Here is a 22,489-nt window from a genome sequence, read left to right as displayed (position 1 = left end):
AGATGGCGGTGATGATGATTGTTTAAAAAGTGTGAAGGAATTGTCATTCGAACGAATGATTACGGTGAATCAAATAAAATTGTCACCATTTATTCACGTGAACTCGGAAAAGTGGGTCTCATGGCAAGAGGGGCAAAAAAGCCCAGTAGTCGCTTAGCTTCCGTCACACAATTATTTACGTATGGATACTTTTTTATACAAGCAGGTTCAGGAATGGGTACTCTCCATCAAGGAGAAGTTATCTCATCTATGAGAAGCATACGCGAAGATATCTTCACAACAGCGTATGCTTCTTATATTCTTGAATTAACAGATAAAGCTACTGAGAACAATAAACCAAATCCATTTCTATTTGAACTGCTGCACCAAACCATTCATTATATGAACGAAGAGTATGATGCAGAGATCTTAACATTTATTTATGAAATGAAAATGTTAAACGTTCTAGGTCTTCATCCTACATTAAATGAATGTGCAGTCTGCCATCGAGGTGAAGGAACATTTCATTTTTCCATTCGAGAAGGCGGGTTTATTTGTCATCGATGCTTAGAAAAAGATCCTTATCATTTGAAAATTAGTTCGATGACGGTTAAACTATTAAGGCTATTTTATTACATTGATTTAAAGCGATTAGGTTCTATTTCTGTTAAGCCCGAAACAAAAAAACAATTAAAGTTTGTAATTGATCAATATTACGAAGAATATTCAGGATTGTTTTTAAAAACAAAGCGGTTTTTGAATCAGATGGAGTCTTTAAAACAATCGCTCTCTGATGAGAAATAGAAAAGATAATCAGTGATATGCAAAGAATTGCTGTCGCTAGGGTGCCTCGTAGTGTGTAGGGGACACCCTTTTTACTGTGGAGCGAAGGGGTAGCTTCGCTTGTTGTAAGCGTAATGCCTGCTTTTTTTGAGAAGCCGTGGTAAAATAAACGGCATTCTAAAAAGATAAAATGCTAAAATTAATAAGTTATAGCTTTTACTTTTGCTTAAAAAGTATATAATGTTTTATAAATAGTATGTCACATTTAATGATTAGGTGGTGAGTACAATCGAACTGAACAAACGACAAGAACAAATTTTGCAAATTGTCAAAGACGAAGGCCCTATTACAGGCGAGCATATTGCAGATCAGCTTAGCCTTACGCGGGCAACGCTAAGACCGGACTTGGCTATTTTAACAATGGCTGGTTATTTAGAAGCGCGACCGCGCGTAGGTTACTTTTACACAGGTAAAACAGGAGCACAGCTTCTTACAGATAAAATAAAAAAAATACAGGTGCAAGAATATCAGTCTATCCCGGTGGTCGTGAACGAAAATGTGTCGGTATATGATGCTATTTGTACAATGTTTCTAGAAGACGTGGGGACCCTTTTTGTAGTGGATGAGAAATCCCAGCTAGTGGGAGTACTGTCGCGTAAAGATTTATTGCGCGCGAGTATCGGAAAGCAAGAGCTCACATCTATTCCTGTTCATATTATCATGACGAGAATGCCCAACATTACATATTGCTATCGCGAAGATTTGTTAATTGATATTGCTAAGATCTTAATTGAAAAACAGATTGATGCTATGCCCGTTATTAAAGAGGGAGACGGCAATTTTGAAGTGGTGGGACGCATTACCAAAACAAATATTACAAAATTACTAGTAGCATTAGCAAATGATGAAGTATTATAAGTGAAAAAGGATTAAAAAGGGGATGCACAAAATATGAACAACCCATGTCTTTATGTCATTTCGGATTCTGTAGGTGAGACAGCTGAACTAGTTGTAAAGGCTGCATCAAGTCAGTTCAATATGACGGACTTTGTAATTAAAAGAGTACCTTACGTAGAGGACATCGCAACACTTTCAGAAGTGGTTTCAGTAGCGAAGTTGAACAACGCTATTATTGGCTTTACGCTAGTAAAGCCCGAAATGAGAGAATTTTTAATTCAAGAAGCGTCCAAGAACGGGGTAGAGGTATTTGATATTATTGGACCATTAATTGATAAAATTCAATCTTCTTATCAACTTTCTCCTCGCTATGAGCCTGGAATGGCTAGAAAATTAGACGAAGATTATTTTAAGAAAGTAGAAGCGATTGAATTTGCAGTGAAATATGATGATGGGCGTGATCCGAGAGGCATTCTTAGAGCGGATATCGTATTAATCGGTGTATCAAGAACATCTAAAACACCTCTTTCTCAATTTTTAGCACACAAGCGTTTGAAAGTAGCCAATGTTCCAATTGTACCTGAGGTAGATCCACCAGAAGAGCTGTTTCACGTATCACCTGAGAAGTGTATAGGACTTACTATTAGTCCTGAAAAATTAAATGATATTCGTAAAGAGCGTTTAAAGTCTCTTGGGCTAAACGATAAAGCAATTTATGCTAATATTGGCCGTATTAAAGAAGAACTTGAATTTTTCCAAGGGATTGTAGATAAGATTGGCTGTGAAGTGGTTGACGTATCCAACAGAGCCGTAGAAGAAACAGCTGGTATCATTCTTAATACCATCAAAAAGAAATAAACGATGGATCTCCTCTGTGCGTGACAGAAAGGAGATTGCTTTCTTATGTTTGTATGCTGTAAGCCTAAGAAAATATACCAAAGATGAATATGACAGAACTTTTAAAAACAAGTGACTTTGGTATAGAAAATATAGGTTGTTTATATTATAATAAAAAATTGTGATAAAAAAGAATAGTTTTAGGTTTAGACTTTGTTAAGAACGAATAAACTATTTATATAAAAGTCAAGTCAAAATCGAAAAAAGTATTCGACAAATGCCATCTACAGGAAATAACAAATTGTTAGAAGGAATCTCTGGAGGGATGTAGAATACAGAGTTATAGCAAAAGAAAAAGTAAAGTTTTTGTCGATGCTGATGCATGCCCTGTTAAAGCAGAAATCGTTGAACTTACACATACATATGACATCGATCTTGTGTTTGTTGCTTCCTATGCTCACATGCAAACAAATCCTACACCAGGAAAATGGGTCTATGTGGATGCAGAAAAGGAAGCCGCAGATTTATATATTTTAAATCACGCAGTCAAGCAGGATATTGTCGTAACTCAAGATACTGGCTTAGCAAGCATGTTAGTAAGTCGAGGGGTTTACGCACTGTCTCCTCGTGGAAAGTACTATAATGACGACGAAATGAATACGGTGCTTTTCTTTCGTTATGTTTCTGCAAAAGAACGACGGTCAGGCCGTCATACTAAAGGCCCAAAGGCATTTAGTGAAGAAGATCGCCAGCATTTCATTCAAGCTTTTGAAAAAATGTTGTCGAAACTTGCAGGAATTTAGCACTTAGTGAAGAATATTATATGAAATACGGAGCTGTTACTATGGCAAATCGAATTCCTGATGAAGTAATCGACCGTATTCGGCATTCAGTAGATATTGTCGACGTCATAAGCGATTATGTACAACTAAAAAAACAAGGGCGCAATTATTTTGGACTCTGTCCGTTTCATGGGGAAAGCACACCGTCTTTTTCAGTATCGCCTGATAAACAAATTTATCATTGCTTTGGATGCGGTGCAGGAGGGAATTCATTTTCATTCATAATGGAATTAGAAGGACTGTCCTTCACGGAAGCAGCTCAGCAGCTTGCTGAAAAAGGAGATATTCCTTTCGAACATGAGATACATCCTCATGAAGAAGATAATCAAAAGCCTAGCAATAAAATGATTGAAGCACACGAGCTTTTAAAGAAATTTTACCATCATTTATTGGTAAATACAAAAGAAGGCCAAGATGCTTATGATTATTTAATAAATCGAGGGTTTTCACGAGAAATTATCGATGAATTTGAGATAGGTTTTGCTTTAGATTCGTGGGAATTTGTAAGTAAGTTCTTAACAAAACGTGGGTTTAATCCGCAAGAGATGGAACATGCAGGTTTAATCATTAAACGCAACCAAGATGAAACGTACTTTGATCGTTTTCGTGATCGAATTATGTTTCCTATTGCTGACTTGCAAGGCAAAACAATTGCATTTTCAGGGCGCCTGCTAAAAGAGATAAAAGGGCAGCCTAAATATTTAAACAGTCCCGAAACTTCTATTTTTAACAAAAGTCGCACACTCTACAACTTTCACCGCGCTAAAAAACATATACGCAAAAATCAGCAGGTTATTTTATTTGAAGGATTTGCAGATGTTATTTCGGCTGTTAAAGCGGGGTGCCCGAACGCAATTGCAACAATGGGAACTGCCTTAACAGAAGAACAAGCCAAGATTATTCGCCGAAATGTAGAGTCCGTTATCATTTGCTATGATGCAGATTCTGCCGGAATTGAAGCAGCGCACAAAGCAACTGCTATCTTAACAAACGTGGGTTGTACCGTTAAGATTGCTGTGATGCCGGATGGTTATGACCCGGATGATTATATTAAAGAATACGGGGCAGAGAAGTTTCAAAATGATGTTATTAATAGCAGCTTGACCTTTATGGCATTTCAAATGAGGTATCTCCGCCGAAAACGAAATCTACAAAATGAATCTGAACGTATGCAATACATTGAAGACGTTTTGAAAGAAATAAGCCTCCTTACGAAAGCTGTAGAGCGAGATCATTATTTACGCCAATTGGCACAAGAGTTTTCCATTTCATTAGATGCGCTTAAAGAACAGCAGTATCAAGTGTATCGAACTGAAAAAAAGAAAAAGGATAATGATTCTCCAAATCGAAATAATATAAATAGACAACCAGTCGTAAAGAGAAGCTTATTACCGGCTTATCAAAATGCAGAACGTTTTTTGATCGCTCATATGTTGAAAGATAAAGATGTAGCATTTAGAATTCAAGACCGACTTCAAGGTCAGTTCAATGTTGAGGAACATCGTGCGCTTGTTCTATATTTGTATGCTTATTACGAGGAAGGACACGAGCCTAATCCGAGCGGATTTATCGAACGGTTGCCTGAGTCTTCGTTGTCTAGTCTAGCTTCAGAATTGGCGATGATGTCAATCAATGATGAATTGTCGGAGCAAGCTTTGAATGATTATATCCAAACGATATTGATTTACCCACAAAGGGTAGCGATAGAAAAAAAGAAGCAGAAAAGCAAGAAGCAGAGCGTCAAAAAGATTATTTAAAAGCTGCGACAATAGCAATGGAAATTTTACAGTTAAAAAAAACTTTAAAATAAACGATATTGCGTATTAGTCCCACTTTTAGAAGGTTTTCCTTAAAATTTTGGAAGGAGGGGATCTGATGGCTGAAAAATCAGCTCAATCAAAACAACTTGATTCAGATTTAACAATTGAACAAGTAAAAGATCAATTGACCGAAATCGGAAAAAAACGTGGTGTGCTCACATACGAAGAAATTGCAGAGCGTATGGCGAACTTCGAAATTGAATCCGATCAAATGGATGAATATTATGAATACCTTGGAGAACAAGGTGTTGAAGTAATGAGTGAATCTGAAGCAAATGATGACGATGCCGATCCCGATATTCAAGAACTGTCAAAAGAAGAAGAGTTTGATTTAAATGATTTAAGTGTACCTCCTGGTGTAAAAATTAACGATCCAGTTCGTATGTACTTAAAAGAAATCGGACGCGTTGACTTATTGTCAGCAGAGGAAGAAATCAATTTAGCAAAACGTATTGAAGAAGGCGATGAAGAAGCGAAACGTCGTCTTGCTGAAGCAAACTTACGTCTTGTTGTAAGTATCGCTAAACGCTATGTCGGGCGCGGTATGCTGTTTCTTGATTTAATTCAAGAAGGAAACATGGGTCTTATTAAAGCGGTAGAAAAATTTGATTATCGCAAAGGTTATAAATTCAGTACGTATGCGACATGGTGGATTCGTCAAGCTATTACTCGTGCAATTGCTGACCAAGCAAGAACGATTCGTATTCCCGTTCATATGGTTGAAACGATTAACAAGCTAATTCGTGTTCAACGTCAGCTTCTACAAGATTTAGGTCGCGAACCATCTCCTGAAGAAATTGCAGAAGATATGGACTTAACACCAGAAAAAGTTCGTGAAATCTTAAAAATTGCTCAAGAGCCGGTTTCCCTTGAAACACCAATTGGTGAGGAAGATGATTCTCATTTAGGTGACTTCATTGAAGACCAGGATGCAACATCACCTTCTGAACATGCTGCATATGAATTATTAAAAGAGCAGTTAGAAGACGTCCTTGATACGTTAACAGATCGCGAAGAAAATGTTCTTAGACTCCGCTTTGGTCTGGATGATGGACGTACGCGTACGCTTGAAGAAGTAGGAAAAGTATTTGGCGTAACGCGTGAGCGTATTCGTCAAATTGAAGCTAAAGCGCTTCGTAAGCTTCGTCACCCTAGCCGAAGCAAACGCTTAAAAGATTTCTTGGAATAGATAAAAGCGTAAATAACGCTTATGAGATAGCTTCTTTCCTAAAGGAAAGGGGCTATCTATTTTTTATGGAATAAATTTCATAAAAACGCATTTTGAAGAAGTATATTGATTTTTTTACCAACTTTTCTTCTTTCATATATTTTACTGAATTGTCCTTCGTTTTGCAAATGCTCCTTTATATTCTTTTGTTACAAGAGCGTAAGCTGTTCAAATTCCTTTTAGACATCCGAAAAATGGAATCGCTATCATTTTATTCATGCTTTGATTAGTACTCTTATATTATAACACGAAAAAATTAAAACGTTTTAAAAGTTGAGAAAATTTACAAAAATGAATTATAATTAAATAATGTAAGCGTATACATTTTTTTAGGGGGAATAAAAATGAATTTTGAATTAACCAATGAACAAAAGATGATTCAACGAACGCTCAGAGAGTTTTCAGAGGCGGAAGTAGCACCGAATGCACTAGAGCGCGATCGAAGTAAGCAATTTCCGCTTGACGTCTTTAAAAAGTTAGGTGAGCTTGGTGTAATGGGTCTTCCTTTTCCTGAAGAGTATGGAGGCGGAGGAGCAGATACGGTTAGTTTTGCTATTGTCGTAGAGGAATTAAGTAAAGCTTGTGGCTCTACAGGAATTACATACTCAGCTCATGTTTCGCTCGGGGGGGCACCTATTTATTTATTCGGAACAAAGGAGCAAAAAGAACAGTACCTACCTGCTTTATGCTCTGGGGAATCTTTTGGAGCGTTTGGTTTAACCGAACCGAACGCAGGAAGTGACGCGGGGGGAACGGAGACCGAAGCAGTGTTAAAGGATGGAACATTTAGGATTAATGGAAGTAAATGCTATATTACGAATGCCAGCTATGCAAAGTTTTTAGCTTTAACGGCTGTTACAAATCGTACAGAAGGTAAAAAAGAAATTTCAGCTATTATCGTGCCTGCAGAAGCTCGAGGTTTTACTGTAATAGACAATTACGAGAAAATGGGTCTACATGCTTCAAATACAACTGAACTCGTTTTAGAGGATGTTGAAGTGCCTGAAGAGAATTTACTCGGTGTAAGAGGAGAAGGCTTTAAACAATTTCTAATGACGCTTGACGGGGGAAGAATTGGAATTGGAGCAATGGCCGTTGGAATTGCTCAAGCGGCTTATGAAAAAGCACTGTCATATGCGCAGGAAAGAAAGCAATTTGGGAAAGCTATTTCATCGTTTCAAGCGATTCAGTTTAAATTAGCTGATATGGCCATGAAAATTGAGTTAGCAAGAAATATGGTGTATAAAGCAGCGTGGTTAAAAGACCAAGGAAAGCCATTTACGAAAGAAGCTGCTATGTGTAAACTGTATGCTTCTGAAATTTGTATGGAAGTAGCCAGTCAAGCTGTTCAGATTCATGGAGGATACGGCTACATGAAGGAGTATCACGTGGAGCGGTATTTACGAGATGCCAAGCTTTTAGAAATTGGAGAAGGAACTTCAGAAATTCAGCGCTCGGTTATTGCAAGGCGAATTGGCTGTTAAGATAAGTAATAAGAAATTAGTTAATTATGTAAATAAAACCCTTTCACTTATGAGCATTTTCAAGTAAAATAAAAGTGCTTATACTATTTTGTTATTTCTAGGGATGGGAATACATAAAGGGGGTATAGTGAGTGAAGCGAAATCCGCTAATACCATTTTTATTAATTGCGGTAATTGGGATTGCTTTAATGTTAACGCTTTCGTTCAACGGATTAAACAATGCAAAAGAAATCGCGGCTGAAAAAGAAGGCGGTGGCGCGGAACAGCAGGCTTCAGCTAAACCAGAAGAAATTTATCAAAAAACTTGTATTGGTTGTCACGGTGATCAGTATCAAGGTGGAGTAGGTCCTTCGTTAAAAGGAATTGGGAAAAAAGTTTCTCAAGACGAAATTGCAGATATTGTTGTAAACGGTAAAGGAAACATGCCGCCTGGGCTGGTTCCTCCGGAAAAAGCGAAGGAAATGGCTAAATGGGTATCAGAAATTAAATAGAGTTCAGAAACATGATTTTCTGGAAAGCCGCTCATTTATAAAGCAGGCTTTTTTTTTATGGTTTTTTTATAAGCATTCGGCTAAAAGGAAAACATGAAGAGAAATAGGAATCATGCAGCTATCTATGTTAAAATAATGAACAGTAATCACATAGAGAATAGGTGACAAAATGAATGAATTAAACTTATCAATAAGACTTGAAGAAGTAGTAAAGTCGATTCCTTTGGGAGCAAAGATAGCAGACATTGGCTCAGATCATGCATACTTGCCGTGTTTTGCTTATTTAAATGGATATATTAGCGGTGCCGTAGCAGGAGAAATTACAGAAGGTCCTCTTCAATCTGCTATTCAGCAGGTGAAAAAAACAAGCTTAACGGACGTTATTGACGTTAGAAAAGGAAACGGCCTAGAAGTAATATCACCGAATGAAGTAGACTGTATTACAATCTGCGGAATGGGCGGAACGCTTATTACGATGATTTTAGAAGAAGGAAAGGCGAAACTAGAAGGAGTAAAAAGACTTGTACTTCAGCCGAATATTGGTTCACATCATATTCGCAGCTGGCTGATTGAACACAACTGGGAAATCATTGATGAAAAAATCATCGAAGAAGACGGTCGTATGTATGAAGTCATCGTCGCTGAACCTGGAAACGCCTTAGCTCCTTATAACGGTGAAGTGGAAGCCGGTATGTTAATGGGCCCTATTTTAAAAGAAAAGCGCTCTTCTGCTTTTATGACAAAGTGGACGCATGAACTAAATCATCTTAAACAAATTGTCAGCCAAATGGAGCAGGCTCAGTCCGAGGAAAGCAAAGCAAAACTTCAAAAACTTACCCAAGACATCTCATTAATTGAGGAGGCGTTAAAATGAGTAAAATCCCTAACGGATTTCAAGTAATTGAAGCATTTGAATCATTTTCTCCCAAGCATTTAGCGGTTGAAGGAGATAAAATTGGTTTACAGATTGGAACATTAAACAAGCCTGTAAAAAAAGTAATGGTAACGTTAGATGTTCTTGAAACGGTCGTAGACGAAGCGATTGAAAAACAAGTGGATTTGATTATTGCTCATCATCCTCCTATTTTTAGACCTCTAAAACAAGTGGTTACAGATCGTCCTGAAGGGCGTATTTTAGAGAAATGCATCAAACATGATATTGCTGTATATGCTGCTCATACAAATTTAGATATAGCTAAAGGCGGAGTAAATGACTTGTTGGCCGAAGCATTGGGGCTACAAGAGACAAAAGTGCTGGTTCCAACAACGTCTATTCAGCTGAAAAAGCTTGCTGTATTTGTTCCTTCAAATCATGCTGAAGCAGTGCGCACAGCTATTTGTGATGCGGGAGCTGGACATGTGGGTCTTTACAGCGACTGTACGTTTTCAACTGAAGGGGAAGGCACATTTAAACCTTCTTCAGAAGCCAATCCATACATTGGCTCAAAAGGAGAGTTAGAACGTGTAAATGAAACAAAAGTTGAAACTATTTTTGAAGCGGGTCAACAAAATAAAATTATTCGTGCCATGCTCAGTTCTCATCCTTACGAAGAAGTAGCCTATGACATTTATCCAGTGGAACAAACGGGCGAGACGCTTGGACTTGGACGAATTGGTAAGTTAAAAGAAGAGATGACGTTAAAACAGTTTGCCGCTCATGTTAAACAAGCATTGGATGTGGATGGTGTTAGAGTAGTAGGGTCTATGGATGCCACAGTGAAAAAAGTAGCTGTTCTTGGCGGAGATGGAAACAAATATATTACAAACGCAAAATTTAGCGGAGCAGATGCCTATGTAACAGGTGATTTGTATTTCCACGTTGCGCATGATGCAATGGCAATGGGATTAAACGTTGTAGATCCTGGTCATCATGTTGAAAAAGTCATGAGACAAGGTGTAACGCGTGTATTAACCAGTTTTTTTGGTGCGAAAAACTTTGAGTGTGAAGTATTTGATTCAAAAGTAGACACAAACCCATTTACGTTTATGTAACAAAGAAAGAAGGTGTTGACGAATGTCAACACCTTCTTTTGCGTCTATTAAGACGATTTTTTTGTTCGAACTTTTGGTAAAATCTTTGAAAGAGGCACGCTTTTTTCACGTGTCCATGTTGTTTCATCTTCCGGATCGAACTGATCTAGAAAATTGATGACCTCTTTTGTGATTGGAGTAGGGGTAGATGCGCCTGCCGTAACAGCTACGGTTTTCGCGTTCATCAACCATTCGATCTGAAGCTCTGAGATGTCACCGATACGATATGCCTCAGTGCCGGCAATCTCCATTGATACTTGAGCTAAACGGTTTGAATTGTTACTTTTAGGATCTCCTACTACAATTGTAACATCTGCTTCACCTGCTTGCTCGGCTACAGCTTCTTGGCGAACTTGTGTAGCTAAACAAATTTCCTTGTGAACTTCAGCGTGCGGATATTTTTCTTTTACCTTTTCCATTACTTCTGCAACGTCCCACTGACTCATTGTTGTCTGATTTGTTACAATGATTTTTTCACGTTGAATATTTAAATGGGCTACGTCTTCTGCTTTTTCAATTAAATGAACGATATCTGGCGCGATACCAAGTGCACCTTCTGGCTCAGGATGATTTCGTTTTCCGATATAAATAACGTCATAACCTTCTTTTTCTTTTTGGCGAATAAGGTCATGGGTTTTTGTAACATCCGGACATGTAGCATCGATTGTTGTTAAGCCTTTTTCTTTTGCTCGTTCTTTTACTTCTGGAGATACTCCGTGCGCAGTAAAAATAACGGTTCCTTCATTTATTTGGTCTAAGATTTCCAGGCGATTAGCACCGTCCAGTGTGATAATGCCGTCCTCTTCAAACGCATCTGTAACGTGTTTATTATGAACAATCATTCCTAAGATATAGATTGGTCGAGGCAATGATTTATCTAAAGCGGCGTTTCGTGCAATGACCATTGCGTCTACTACACCATAACAATAGCCGCGCGGTGCAATTTTAATAACTTTCATTTCAATTTCCTCCTCATCATAATCCTGACGAGCAATTCAACTCGCTTCTATTATATAAAAGAGGAAGGAAGAATACAAAGATATTCTTTTTTACTCACTGTATTTCCTTAAGGAATCAGCAGATTTATCAAATATAAAGTTTTGGTTTAGACACCCGATCTCTGGATGAATGTTCAATTTCTTCTTCAAAGAAATCCAGCTCATCATCGGATGAATCCGTGCTTTCTGCGCCTGCTGATAAAACCTTACTGTCTTTACTTTCATCAGTTTCAGAAACCTCTGTTCCTTCTGCTTCGAGTACTTCATCTGTGTCATCACTTGAGCGCAAGGCCTGATAGATTTTCCACAGAGAAGGAGCATTTTTGACAAGAGGTCCGTATTGTTGAATCATAGGTCCCATCGTTTCCGCTGCTTTTAGTACTCGCTGAACATTCCCCATCATGGAGCTCAAGTTAGCAGGGTTCGTTAATCCTTGCAAACCTCCAAGTAGGGAAGAAGAGTTAGTCGCTCCTGCAGCACCTTGGGCTCCTGAAAGTCCAGAAAACAAAGAACCTCGAGGAGCAGCTGCAGCCGCTTGTTGAAATGGTATGTTTCTATTTCCGCCTCTTCGGAATAGGCGAGTTAAGAAGTTACCTCCTCTACGGTTCAGGCCTTGCTGATTCGGGTAAAATGATTGTTGAGCATTTGTTTGCTGGGCAAAGTTACGAAACTGCTGTAATGGATTAAATTGGCCAAAGTTACCAGGTTGTTGCCCAAAGCCGTTTTGTGGTGGCATTCCAGGCATCATTCTTCTTTGCATACCGGGTGGAAATGGTGGTCTTCGCTGTAGCAAAGGACGCACCTCCTTTAGTAAAGTAGATTTTCTTTTACTATCGTATGCAACTCGCGATAAAATGTTTTTGAAACAGGTAATAAGTTTTAGTAATATGAATGAGAAGTAGTCACAGAAGGAAAAATCGATTATAATCATATATTGTGCCTTAAAAGATGAACGTGAATGTAAAAAAGGAGACTATTATGGAAAAAACAAACTTTGAACGTTTTGAGTTTCAACCATTTTTAATAGAAGCAATTAAACAATTAGGTTTTTATCAGCCTACAGAGATTCAGGAGCGCTTAATTCCTTCCGTTTTAAAAGGGGAAAGTGTAATTGGTCAGTCGCAAACAGGGACGGGCAAAACACACGCTTATTTATTGCCTTTACTTGAAAAGGTAGACCCTAAAAAAGAAGAAGTACAAGTTGTGATTACCGCTCCAACTCGTGAGCTTGCTTCTCAAATTTATCAAGAAGTATTAAAGCTAACAAAACACAGTGCTGAAGGAGAAGAAATTTCAGCAAAATGTTTTATCGGCGGTACAGATAAGCAGCGTACAATCGACAAATTAAAGAAGCAGCCTCAAGTTGTTGTAGGAACACCGGCTCGTTTGTTTGATTTAGTAAATGAAAAAGCGTTAGTTGTGTATACAACAAAGGCGTTAGTAGTAGACGAAGCTGATTTAATGCTTGATATGGGATTTTTAGAAGATGTGGACCGTTTGGCAAGCAATATGCCTGAAAAATTACAGATGCTTGTTTTTTCAGCAACTATTCCTGAAAAATTAAAGCCATTCTTAAAAAAATACATGGAAAATCCAAAATTTACGCATGTTTCGCCGAAGCAAGCAGCAGCAGCTAAATTAGAGCATGTATTAGTTCCACTGCGTCACCGTAACAAGTTTAAGCTGCTGCATGATATGCTTATTTCGTATAATCCTTATTTAGCTATCGTCTTTACAAATACAAAGAAAATGGCGGACGAAGTAGCAGATGACCTGCTGTCTAAAGGCTTAAAGGTAGGAAGAATTCACGGAGACTTATCTCCTCGTGACCGTAAGAAAATGATGAAGCAAATTAATAATTTAGAATTTCAATACGTAGTAGCGACAGATTTAGCAGCTCGCGGTATTGATATTGAAGGAATTTCACACGTCATTAACTTTGAGCTTCCTTCAGATCTAGATTTCTACATTCACCGCGTAGGACGTACAGCTCGTGCCGGTCATTCTGGAATTGCTGCTACAATCTTCGATGTGGAAGATGAAGATGCAGTAAATAAGCTGGAGAAAATGGGAATCGAGTTTGTAAACAAAGATCTTCAAAAGCAAGAATGGGTTTCCATCGATGACCGTAACCGCCGTAAAAAGCGTGTGAAGAAAGCGGATGAAGTGGGAGAAGAGGCACATCGCTTTATTCAAAAGCCGAAGAAAGTAAAGCCTGGCTACAAGAAAAAACGTGCTCGTGAAATTACAAAGTATGTGCAAAAGAAAAAGCGTAGTGAAAGACGCAACAATCGTTAATCGCAATAGGTTAGAGGTGTAAAAAGTAATGTTGAAAATTGGTTCTCACGTATCAATGAGCGGCAAAAAGATGCTTTTAGGAGCAAGTGAAGAGGCAGCTTCTTACGGAGCAAATACGTTTATGATCTATACAGGCGCTCCACAAAATACTCGTCGCAAAAAGATTGAAGAGCTTAATATTGAAGCTGGTCTTTTGCATATGAAAGAGCATGGAATGAAAGATATTGTTGTACATGCTCCCTATATCATTAATTTAGGAAATACAACAAAGCCCGAAACATTTGAGCTTGGAGTAGATTTCTTAACGTCTGAAATTCAGCGCACTCATGCTCTTGGTGCAAAGCAAATTGTTCTTCATCCAGGGGCTCACGTGGGCGCTGGAGCAGATGCCGGTATTCAGCAAATTATCAAAGGTCTAAACGAAGTGTTGGCAGCTGATCAAGAAGTTCAAATTGCGCTTGAGACAATGGCTGGAAAAGGAACAGAGTGTGGAAGAAGCTTTGAAGAAATTGCCCAAATTATTGATGGCGTGACGCACAATGAAAAGCTCTCTGTTTGTTTTGACACATGTCACGTTCATGACGCTGGTTATGATATCGTTCAAGACTTTGACGGTGTATTAAATGAATTTGACAAAACCGTAGGAATACAGCGGATTAAAGTGCTTCACATCAATGATAGTAAAAATGTACGCGGTGCTCGAAAAGACCGCCATGAAAACATTGGATTTGGTGAAATCGGATTTGATGCACTGAATTATATTGTTCATCACCCAGCGTTTAAAGAAGTTCCTAAAATTCTAGAAACTCCTTATATAGGAGAAGATAAGAAAAATAAAAAAGCGCCATATCAGTTGGAAATTGATATGATTCGTGCACAAAGCTTTGATTCAGAGCTAAAACAAAAGCTTATGTAATTTCATATGTGATTGAAAGAGGTCATGTCTATAGACATGACCTCTTCTTTTACATCAACTGCTGAAATAATTCGTTCACTCGTCTGGCAGTTTCACGATCTGTTACTTGAGCAATTTGTTTGATTAAATTTCGGCGCTCTTCAAGGTTATAAATATTTACGGGCTGCTGTCTAATGACGGATACAAGGGTGTGTGCCTGCTGATCTGTAATGGGGATGTTGTATTGTTTGCTATACTTTAAAAGCTCTTTCGGGGTAATGTTATTTACTTTCTTATTGACAATCTGCTGTACAATTTTCATATGATTACCTCCTCGTCATATACAGTTTATGAATAAAAAAGAAAGATGTGACTATATTGTGTAATAAAACAACATTTTGAGTCGGATGAACTTACGGAGGCAAGAAAGCGAAGGAGTGAAACGGCTTAGTTTACAAATAAAAGACAATCCTGTATACTACATTAATGACTAAATCGTAATGATTCTGAGAAAGTAAATGGGTAACGGAGTATACGATAGAAACCGTGCCCTCTTTTGTATGGAGAAATATAAAAAAAGAATGGTGAGGCGCATATGAATACACCTGATATCATTGAAATTGATCATTTATCATTTCAATATGATGGAGTGAATGTATTAGAAGATATAAGTTTTTCAATTCCAAAGGGAGCTTTTTTGGGTCTCGTTGGTCCAAATGGCTCTGGGAAATCAACGCTAATCAAATGTTTGCTTGGTTTGCAAAAACCATCTCAAGGTGCAATTCGTTTATTTGGAAAAGATCAGAGAAGGTTTAAAGAACGAAGTAAAATTGGATATGTATCGCAAAAAGCGAATAGTTTCAACAGCGGCTTTCCTGCTACCGTTTTTGAAGTGGTTTCCACGGGTCTTACTTCAAAATTAGGTTTGTTTCGCTTTATGAATGCTTCTCATAAACAAAAAGTGAAAGAAGCGGTAGAAGCAGTGGGGATGAGCGAATTTTTAAATCGAAACATAGGAGAACTATCCGGTGGCCAGCAGCAGCGAATTTTTATTGCGCGCGCGCTTGTAAGTGAACCCGAGCTGTTAATTTTAGATGAGCCAACAGTCGGAGTGGATGCACAAAATGTGTACACTTTTTATGAGCTTCTTGAAAAGTTAAACAAAGAAAAAGGAATTACGCTTGTGCTTGTTACTCACGATATTGGCACTGTCTCAGAAAAAGTAACCCACGTTGCTTGTTTAAATAAATTTCTACACTTTCATGGGAATGCCAAAGAATTCGAACAGCTTTGTGAACATGACGTATCTATGTTTTATGGTCATAATGTTCATGTGTTAACCCATGATCATCATCATGGAGGGCAGCACGTATGATAAGCAGTTTATTTCAATTTGAGTTTTTACGAAATGCATTTTTAACCGGTATGATTATTGGCGTCTTAGCTCCTTTATTGGGCACGTTCATCGTAGTAAGACGTCTTTCTTTAATTGCAGATGCGTTAAGTCACGTGACGCTGGCGGGGATTTCTGCGAGCTTGCTTCTTAGTCAGAAAATAGGGTTTATGCAAGGAGTGAACCCCGTCTATTTAGGGATGGTATCTTCTGTTACAGGCGCTCTTTTTATTGAAAAACTTCGAAGCGTCTACAAGCATTACCAAGAGCTGGCCATTCCGATTATTTTATCGGGCGGAATTGGTATTAGTGCAATTTGTATCTCGCTAGCGGACGGTTTTAATAATGATTTAATGAACTATTTGTTTGGAAGCGTAAGTGCGGTGAGTCGTTCGGATCTTTGGACAGTTGTTGTCATAGCCGTATTTGTTATAGCTATGGTCTTTTTCTTATATAAAGAATTGTTTATTTTATCTTTTGACGAGGAGCACGCTTCTGCTTCTGGGATTAAATCGAAGTGGATGCACTTTTTATTTATTGTGATGGTTGCTCTTGTCATTGCTGTATCGATGCGTATCGTCGGTATCTTATTAGTGTCATCTCTTATGACTCTTCCTGTAGCAGCAAGCATTCGCTTAGCTAGAGGCTTTAAACAAACGATTCTGCTTTCGGTGATTTTTGGTGAAATATCTGTTTTAGGCGGATTATTTTCAGCGTACTACTTGGATTTAGCACCAGGCGGTACAATTGTTGTCATTGCTGTTGTTATTTTAATCATATCTATTATGATTAATAAAGGACGGAAGGGGAAACAAAAATGAATTTAACTGAAGCCATTCATTTATTAAAAGATCAAGGATATAAACATACAGGAAAACGTGAAGAAATGCTTGCCCTGTTTTCAAAATCAAATAAGTACTTAACGGCAAAAGATGTATTAGAGTACATGAAGCCTGATTATCCTGGTCTGAGTTTTGATACAATCTACCGTAATTTATCATTGTTTGTGGAGTTAGGCGTCCTTGAAATGACGGAGCTTTCGAGCGAAAAGCACTTTCGGTTTAAATGTGCAACCGCCCATCATCACCACCACTTCATTTGTTTAGATTGTGGAAAAACAAAAGAAATTGAAGCTTGTCCGATGGAGTATGTAGACGAGGATTTGCGAGGGTACAATATTACAGGCCATAAATTTGAAATTTACGGTCAATGTATAGAATGTAATCAATAAAAAAGAGAGGGCGTTATGCACCTCTCTTTTTTATTTTTGCTGTTCTTTTAACCAGCCGGCTACCCACTGATCTGCTTCTAGCCAATTGTATACGCGAACTACTCCTTTTGGAACAGGTAAGCGATTATAAGGAGTATCAAATAGGATAACGGGGATATTGCATTCTTCACTGATTTCACAAGCATTATCATGTTTGTCTTCAAAAAAGATATCAACATCATATCGTTTTGCTGTCTCAACTTTAAAATGAGAGCCGACTAACTCAATGTGATGAAACGATAGTTCATTTTTTTGAAACCATTCTTCCGTGACGTCCAATAGCTTATCGTGCCTTGCACTAATAAAGAATAATTCGTGCTTTTGATGCCATTTTTGCAAAACCGCTTTTGCATCGTCTGCAAGTGGAGAGGTTTCATAAATAGAGCGTTCATTTGCTTTAAACCATTTCCCGAGTTCAGCAGGTGATACATTTACAAAAGGACTGAAATCATATTCTGTAATGTCTTCAAGTGTTAAATTTAAGTTAAAGGCTTTATTTAAATGAGGAACAAAAGTTTCAGGAGAAGTAACAGTTCCATCAATGTCAATTCCAAACTTTTTCGTCAACTACGTGCACTCCTTTAATACGTTTATTCTACTTAGATGCTTGATTATTCTTGTCTAGTGTAACATAAAGCCCAAAGAGAAACAGTAATACTTTTTATACGCCTTTGGCAAAACGTAATGATCACTGCATGGCCTGGTGATTGCGTCTGTACCTATTTCTTGTAAGAGAGTGAGCGGCTGTATAAGATTGACACTTATAATTTTTCCTCGCATTCAGATACTATAAATGCTCCTTATTTACGAAAGCGAGGGATTAAGCATGGAGAATGAAGAACAAAGGCGTAGAAAAGATGTATATGAAGCTGATTTCATGGAAGAAACTGCAGCTGAAGTGGGCGTTCCTTACCGAGTAGGAGAGCCTCATGCAGAGCGTGAAGTTATAGATATTGATCGAAATCGCAATCATGAAGTCGCTGGACGAGGAGAAGGAACGGGATACGGTCGTTTCGCACTCGTACTTTCGATTCTTTCACTATTCTTTTTACCAATTATTCTTGGTGCCGCTGGGATTATTCTAGGGTTTATCGCACGCAGAAAAGGAGCACTTACGCTAGGAGCATGGGCAATAGGGATCGGAGTTGTATCGATTATTGTCGGTACGTTTATATTACCGTTCTTTTCATAAAAAAAGCGAGGCGCATATGCGCCTCGCTTTTTTTTTGGTTATGATTTAGCGGCAGCTTTTTCAGCTTCTTGCTTTGCGTGATATTCAGCAGCAATTTTATCAATTTCTTTTTTTAGTTCCTCAACCATTGTTTCTTCAGGAACTTTGCGTACGATTTCGCCTTTGCGGAATAGTAGACCTTCACCGCGTGCTCCTGCAATCCCGATATCAGCTTCACGAGCTTCACCAGGACCGTTTACAGCGCAGCCAAGTACCGCTACTTTAATCGGTGCTTTTACAGTTGAAATGTACTCTTCAACTTCATTAGCAATGCTAATTAAATCAATTTCAATACGTCCGCAAGTTGGGCAAGAAATAAGAGTTGCAGCATTGGAAGCTAAACCGAATGATTTTAGCAATTCGCGCGCAACTTTTACTTCTTCTACAGGATCCGCACTTAAAGAAATACGTAATGTATTTCCGATTCCTTTAGATAAAATAGCGCCAAGACCTGCTGCACTTTTTACAGTTCCTGCAAATAATGTACCCGATTCTGTAATTCCTAAGTGAAGAGGGTAGTCAAATGCTTGAGCAGCTTTTTCATAAGCTTCAATTGCCAAGTTAACATCCGATGCTTTCATTGAAACGATGATGTCATGGAAATCAAGGTCTTCTAAAATTTTAATGTGATGAAGTGCACTTTCTACCATGCCATCTGCTGTCGGATAGCCGTATTTATCTAAAATACGTTTTTCAAGTGAACCGGCGTTAACTCCAATACGAATTGGAATATTTTTAGCTTTTGCAGCATTTACAACAGCTTCCACTCTTTCACGGCGACCGATATTACCAGGGTTGATACGGATTTTATCCGCTCCGCCTTCAATTGCTTTTAATGCTAAGCGGTAGTCAAAATGAATATCCACAACTAATGGAATGTTAATGCGTTTTTTAATTTCAGGGATTGCATCTGCTGCGCGCTCGTCTGGACAAGCAACACGAACAACTTGGCATCCTGCTTCTTCTAAACGTTTAATTTCTGCAACCGTTGCTTCAACATCATGTGTCTTAGTGGTTGTCATACTTTGAATAACTAACTCGTTGCTGCCTCCGATTGTTAAATCTCCAACTTTAACCGGGCGTGTTTTTGTACGATGTATAATTTCACTCACGTGATAATCTCTCCTTCAAAATGAAATCAAGAATTTGAATTCATTAATAGAATAACTCTTTATGAACAAAATAACTAGTAGAAAGTACTACCTTAGCTATTTTAACAATGACTATCCCATCTTGACAAGAAGAATGCTGTCATTACTTGTAAATAGGGAACTTATACGTTTTTCCAATTTGAATATCCTCAGGCGCTGTACCGTTATTTAACTTTTTGAAGTCTGTAATCATTTGGTTCATAGAAACCGGTATCGATTTTTTTGTAAGCTCCTCAATGACGGACAAAACTGTATCGCCTGGCTTAATTTTTATTTTTGTATAGGTGGAAGAAGAGCTGGCGGCTTTTGTTTTTGCAGGCTGCGCTTTGCTGACTTGAACTGCTTCAGTAGCAGTGGGAATGGTCCCGTATTTAATGTCGTAGTGACAAATATATCCGATAAAAGCGAAAGCGGCTAATGCACATAGCTTTTTCATTATGCTCCTCCTTCATTCTTTTGCTTATGTGTAAAGCCTATGCTTGTCTTACTTAAATATGATTGGAGAACGAAAATTGAAAGAAAAATTAATGATTGTTTCATTAGGCTTATTGCCTTTAATCATGGTGCTGGGAAATTCCATGCTCATTCCTCTGCTGCCAAGCATTCAAAAGTCACTTCATTTAAGCGGAGTTCAAACCAGTTTGATACTGAGTGCATTTTCGATTCCAGCCGCATTGTGTATCCCTGCTGTAGGGATTTTATCAGACCGGTATGGGCGTAAAAAGTTAATCATATATTCACTCGTCATGATGATAATAGGTAGTGTCATCGCTGCTAGTAGTGCTTCATTCTCTTCTGGAAGCTTTGTTGTGTTGATGGCAGGCAGAGTCCTTCAAGGGGTTGGAGCTGCAGGTACTACAACGTTGGCAATGGCATTAACTGGAGATGTATTTACAGGGGAAAAAAGAGCAAAAGTCCTCGGGATTTTAGAAGTGTATAACGGAGTTGGAAAAGTGGTTGCGCCGATAATTGGAGCATCGGCAGCACTCGTCGTATGGTATGCCGCGTTTTTTGTCTATCCTTTAGCTGCAGGTGCTGCTTTAGTAGGTATAGTGATGTATGTGAGAGAAGGAAAAACAGGTTCGGATTCAGTATCTGTTCAAAAATATTTAAAGAGAGCCATTGGGATTGTCTATGATAAAAGAAAATCGCTTTTTCCTTTATTCTTTGTCGGGGGATTGGGGTTGTTTTTATTATTTGGCATTTTATATTATTTATCTTTTTTAATAGAGGAAACGTATCATATAGACGGTTTTTTTAAAGGAACCGCTTTTTTATTTCCTCTTGGTGCGATGACGCTCGTTTCTTATTGGACCGGTCAACGCATCAAAACAGATGTAGAGCTCATGAAAAAATTAATGATAGTAGGGATAACTCTTTTATTCCTGATGTTTGGAGTATTAACGATTATTTATACGCTTCCTGTGCTGATGTTTTGTTTGACAGTCGCCTTTGGCGGCTTAGGATTTGTTCTTCCGTGTATTAATATGATGATTACTTCAGCGGCTTCAGACGAAGAAAGAGGGTTTATTGTATCCATTTATGGAACGGTGAGATTTTTAGGCGTAGCGTTGGGACCTGTTGTTTTTGAAGTGTGGATGCATGCTGAAAGGCTGATGTTTGTTTATAGCTTTATTCTGCTCACAGCAGGAGGTTTGTGGGTTTTGTATCAGTTGAAAATTCTTTCTTCTGCAATGGGAAGAAGAAAAGTTGTACCGAAATAAAGAGGCTGAGACTTAACTAAATCACTCCAATCTAAAGACGAGCAAATGGAATAAATGATTTAGTATGGATCTCTTGTTAAACCGCTGTTGATTTCCGTGCCAGACGTCGCTTTCCGCGGGCGGGCGGTAATCCTCCTCGTCGCATACGCTCCTGCAGGGTCTCACCTGTTCCGTTTTCCCCGCAGGAGTCTTCGTCTTCCCCTCCAATCACCAGCTAGAAGCAGCCACATACATGAAACCTGCGTTCACCATATCAATAAAAAAATCCGAACGAGTTGGATTCTCTATCAAGAATCTAGATTCCTCGTTTGGATTTTCCTTCAACTAAAATACGTTTGTCCTAGCATCTTTATTAGGTTTTACCTTTTTTCTTATAGGGACCCTTGTGACGAGCAACAAGTAAATGAAGAATGTTCCTATCCAGTAAAGAGAGCTATGTGTTGCTAGAGACAAAGAAAAAGCTTCAAAAAGCGTATAAAGCAGCGTGAAGGCTACCGTACTATAAGCGCTCAGTGCCCATAGCTGCTTGAAAGGAAGCTGCTTTTTAGTAATGAGTCCAATCAGTTTTCCAAGATAAGCAAGGCAGGTAATAGAAAGGAAGTTTAGTCCAGATGTTAATACGTACAGTAAAAGCATAGCGATAGGGACAAGTATGTATAAAGAAAATTTTTGTTCGTGCAGCAAGTTTAACAGTTCATTTTTATCTTTATGGTGCCAGTTTAGCAGCTCATATGAATACGTTTGTGTTTGTGAATTAGTCGTAATGTAAATTCCATCCTTTAAAAAACCAATTGCATGAGCAGGGGAATGAAACCGTTCAATAGACTGTGAGGGGTTTAAGATAAAAGCGGTACCGTTTACTTTTTTTGTGAAAGGTTGACTTGACGTAAGCTGTGAGTTTGAAATAGAAAAAGAAGAAACAGATTTCGGAAGATCTGTAGTAGCGATATGATAGCCGTTTACAATCGTCAAAGTCATAAAGAAAAATGTAGGCAGCAAAGAAATAAATGTTAAAAACAGCACAAAGCCAATTGTTTTATTCGTATGCTCAAAGCGAAGCGATCTTATTTTTTTGAAGGAAGTAAAACTCCATGCCATCTTTTTCAGCATGCTCATTGTAAAGCCTCCTCTTATTGA

Annotated in this window: 24 protein-coding genes and 1 pseudogene; 17 read left to right on the top strand and 8 right to left on the bottom strand. The window is 38.3% G+C overall.

Annotated features, from left to right (window positions below):
* Window positions 1-18: 18 nt before the first annotated feature.
* The 10 genes and pseudogenes from recO to Q5794_RS23280 all read left to right on the top strand — a co-directional run bounded on the left by recO (window position 19) and on the right by Q5794_RS23280 (window position 10,353).
* Window positions 19-783, top strand: a complete 765-nt coding sequence (gene recO / locus Q5794_RS23325; protein ID WP_047932593.1) for a DNA repair protein RecO — start codon at window positions 19-21, stop codon at window positions 781-783.
* A 258-nt stretch (window positions 784-1,041) separates the two neighbouring features.
* Window positions 1,042-1,680 (top strand): helix-turn-helix transcriptional regulator, encoded by a 639-nt coding sequence (locus Q5794_RS23320; protein WP_025750542.1) that lies wholly within the window; start codon window positions 1,042-1,044, stop codon window positions 1,678-1,680.
* A 33-nt stretch (window positions 1,681-1,713) separates the two neighbouring features.
* Window positions 1,714-2,517 (top strand): pyruvate, water dikinase regulatory protein, encoded by an 804-nt coding sequence (locus Q5794_RS23315; RefSeq protein WP_014458195.1) that lies wholly within the window; start codon window positions 1,714-1,716, stop codon window positions 2,515-2,517.
* Between the two features lie 311 nt (window positions 2,518-2,828).
* Window positions 2,829-3,299 (top strand): YaiI/YqxD family protein, encoded by a 471-nt coding sequence (locus Q5794_RS23310; protein WP_026106699.1) that lies wholly within the window; start codon window positions 2,829-2,831, stop codon window positions 3,297-3,299.
* 41 nt (window positions 3,300-3,340) lie between these two features.
* Window positions 3,341-5,148 (top strand): annotated as a pseudogene (dnaG, locus tag Q5794_RS23305) (DNA primase).
* 65 nt (window positions 5,149-5,213) lie between these two features.
* On the top strand, window positions 5,214-6,347 hold the full coding sequence (gene rpoD / locus Q5794_RS23300; RefSeq protein ID WP_013059219.1) for an RNA polymerase sigma factor RpoD: 1,134 nt from the start codon (window positions 5,214-5,216) through the stop codon (window positions 6,345-6,347).
* Between the two features lie 383 nt (window positions 6,348-6,730).
* Window positions 6,731-7,870: an acyl-CoA dehydrogenase family protein gene (locus tag Q5794_RS23295; protein WP_374988476.1), complete on the top strand. Its 1,140-nt coding sequence runs from the start codon at window positions 6,731-6,733 to the stop codon at window positions 7,868-7,870.
* A gap of 131 nt (window positions 7,871-8,001) precedes the next feature.
* Window positions 8,002-8,361, top strand: a complete 360-nt coding sequence (cccA, locus tag Q5794_RS23290) for a cytochrome c550 (RefSeq protein WP_013059217.1) — start codon at window positions 8,002-8,004, stop codon at window positions 8,359-8,361.
* A 169-nt stretch (window positions 8,362-8,530) separates the two neighbouring features.
* The gene (locus Q5794_RS23285; RefSeq protein WP_374988475.1) at window positions 8,531-9,235 is read left to right on the top strand and encodes a tRNA (adenine(22)-N(1))-methyltransferase TrmK; all 705 of its coding nucleotides are present in this window, start codon (window positions 8,531-8,533) and stop codon (window positions 9,233-9,235) included.
* Window positions 9,232-10,353 (top strand): Nif3-like dinuclear metal center hexameric protein, encoded by a 1,122-nt coding sequence (locus Q5794_RS23280; RefSeq protein WP_374988474.1) that lies wholly within the window; start codon window positions 9,232-9,234, stop codon window positions 10,351-10,353. The genes Q5794_RS23285 and Q5794_RS23280 overlap by 4 nt, the downstream gene beginning before the upstream one ends.
* Before the next feature lie 47 nt (window positions 10,354-10,400).
* On the opposite strand, the gene Q5794_RS23275 is transcribed toward Q5794_RS23280, so the two are convergent.
* Both Q5794_RS23275 and Q5794_RS23270 read right to left on the bottom strand, forming a co-directional pair.
* Window positions 10,401-11,351 carry a 4-hydroxy-3-methylbut-2-enyl diphosphate reductase gene (locus Q5794_RS23275; RefSeq protein WP_013059214.1) on the bottom strand — a complete coding sequence of 317 codons (951 nt, stop codon included), beginning with the start codon at window positions 11,349-11,351 and terminating at the stop codon, window positions 10,401-10,403.
* A gap of 127 nt (window positions 11,352-11,478) precedes the next feature.
* The gene (locus Q5794_RS23270; protein WP_374988473.1) at window positions 11,479-12,192 is read right to left on the bottom strand and encodes a YqfQ family protein; all 714 of its coding nucleotides are present in this window, start codon (window positions 12,190-12,192) and stop codon (window positions 11,479-11,481) included.
* 176 nt (window positions 12,193-12,368) lie between these two features.
* On the opposite strand from Q5794_RS23270, the gene Q5794_RS23265 reads away from it, so the two are divergent.
* Window positions 12,369-13,688: a DEAD/DEAH box helicase gene (locus tag Q5794_RS23265; RefSeq protein ID WP_013059212.1), complete on the top strand. Its 1,320-nt coding sequence runs from the start codon at window positions 12,369-12,371 to the stop codon at window positions 13,686-13,688.
* 28 nt (window positions 13,689-13,716) lie between these two features.
* The gene (locus Q5794_RS23260; protein ID WP_374988472.1) at window positions 13,717-14,604 is read left to right on the top strand and encodes a deoxyribonuclease IV; all 888 of its coding nucleotides are present in this window, start codon (window positions 13,717-13,719) and stop codon (window positions 14,602-14,604) included.
* A gap of 49 nt (window positions 14,605-14,653) precedes the next feature.
* On the opposite strand, the gene Q5794_RS23255 is transcribed toward Q5794_RS23260, so the two are convergent.
* Window positions 14,654-14,905, bottom strand: coding sequence for a DUF2624 domain-containing protein (locus tag Q5794_RS23255; RefSeq protein ID WP_013059210.1), 252 nt, complete (start codon window positions 14,903-14,905; stop codon window positions 14,654-14,656).
* Between the two features lie 273 nt (window positions 14,906-15,178).
* Here Q5794_RS23255 and Q5794_RS23250 point away from each other — a divergent pair, with 273 nt between their 5' ends.
* Genes Q5794_RS23250 through Q5794_RS23240 form a run of 3 tightly spaced genes read left to right on the top strand, consistent with a single transcriptional unit; the run spans window position 15,179 to window position 17,207 of the window.
* Window positions 15,179-15,958, top strand: coding sequence for a metal ABC transporter ATP-binding protein (locus Q5794_RS23250; RefSeq protein WP_013059209.1), 780 nt, complete (start codon window positions 15,179-15,181; stop codon window positions 15,956-15,958).
* Window positions 15,955-16,797 carry a metal ABC transporter permease gene (locus Q5794_RS23245; protein ID WP_214984283.1) on the top strand — a complete coding sequence of 281 codons (843 nt, stop codon included), beginning with the start codon at window positions 15,955-15,957 and terminating at the stop codon, window positions 16,795-16,797. The genes Q5794_RS23250 and Q5794_RS23245 overlap by 4 nt, the downstream gene beginning before the upstream one ends.
* The gene (locus Q5794_RS23240) at window positions 16,794-17,207 is read left to right on the top strand and encodes a Fur family transcriptional regulator (protein ID WP_013059207.1); all 414 of its coding nucleotides are present in this window, start codon (window positions 16,794-16,796) and stop codon (window positions 17,205-17,207) included. The genes Q5794_RS23245 and Q5794_RS23240 overlap by 4 nt, the downstream gene beginning before the upstream one ends.
* 30 nt (window positions 17,208-17,237) lie before the next feature.
* Here the strand turns inward: Q5794_RS23240 and Q5794_RS23235 are convergent, their stop codons facing one another.
* Entirely contained in the window at window positions 17,238-17,813 is a 576-nt protein-coding gene (locus Q5794_RS23235; protein ID WP_075419623.1) for a hypothetical protein, read from the bottom strand.
* 259 nt (window positions 17,814-18,072) lie between these two features.
* Here Q5794_RS23235 and Q5794_RS23230 point away from each other — a divergent pair, with 259 nt between their 5' ends.
* A complete protein-coding gene (locus Q5794_RS23230) occupies window positions 18,073-18,438 on the top strand; it encodes a hypothetical protein (RefSeq protein ID WP_013059205.1) in 366 nt (121 codons plus the stop codon).
* 38 nt (window positions 18,439-18,476) lie between these two features.
* Here Q5794_RS23230 and ispG read toward each other — a convergent pair whose 3' ends face one another.
* Both ispG and Q5794_RS23220 read right to left on the bottom strand, forming a co-directional pair.
* On the bottom strand, window positions 18,477-19,580 hold the full coding sequence (gene ispG / locus Q5794_RS23225; protein WP_374989247.1) for a flavodoxin-dependent (E)-4-hydroxy-3-methylbut-2-enyl-diphosphate synthase: 1,104 nt from the start codon (window positions 19,578-19,580) through the stop codon (window positions 18,477-18,479).
* 151 nt (window positions 19,581-19,731) lie between these two features.
* Complete coding sequence (locus Q5794_RS23220; RefSeq protein WP_214984284.1) at window positions 19,732-20,064, bottom strand: hypothetical protein; 333 nt, start codon at window positions 20,062-20,064, stop codon at window positions 19,732-19,734.
* Window positions 20,065-20,140: 76 nt separating this feature from the next.
* On the opposite strand from Q5794_RS23220, the gene Q5794_RS23215 reads away from it, so the two are divergent.
* A complete protein-coding gene (locus Q5794_RS23215) occupies window positions 20,141-21,352 on the top strand; it encodes an MFS transporter (RefSeq protein WP_374988471.1) in 1,212 nt (403 codons plus the stop codon).
* 76 nt (window positions 21,353-21,428) lie between these two features.
* Here the strand turns inward: Q5794_RS23215 and Q5794_RS23210 are convergent, their stop codons facing one another.
* Both Q5794_RS23210 and Q5794_RS23205 read right to left on the bottom strand, forming a co-directional pair.
* Window positions 21,429-21,563: a hypothetical protein gene (locus tag Q5794_RS23210; protein ID WP_374988470.1), complete on the bottom strand. Its 135-nt coding sequence runs from the start codon at window positions 21,561-21,563 to the stop codon at window positions 21,429-21,431.
* A 113-nt stretch (window positions 21,564-21,676) separates the two neighbouring features.
* On the bottom strand, window positions 21,677-22,468 hold the full coding sequence (locus Q5794_RS23205; protein ID WP_214984286.1) for a DUF1189 domain-containing protein: 792 nt from the start codon (window positions 22,466-22,468) through the stop codon (window positions 21,677-21,679).
* Window positions 22,469-22,489 lie beyond the last annotated feature (21 nt).

The organism is Priestia megaterium (genome assembly GCF_041941685.1).
In the GTDB taxonomy this organism is placed as follows: domain Bacteria; phylum Bacillota; class Bacilli; order Bacillales; family Bacillaceae_H; genus Priestia; species Priestia megaterium_C.
Note: the sequence above shows the minus strand (reverse complement) of the source record. Positions and strands in the feature narration are given on the sequence as shown.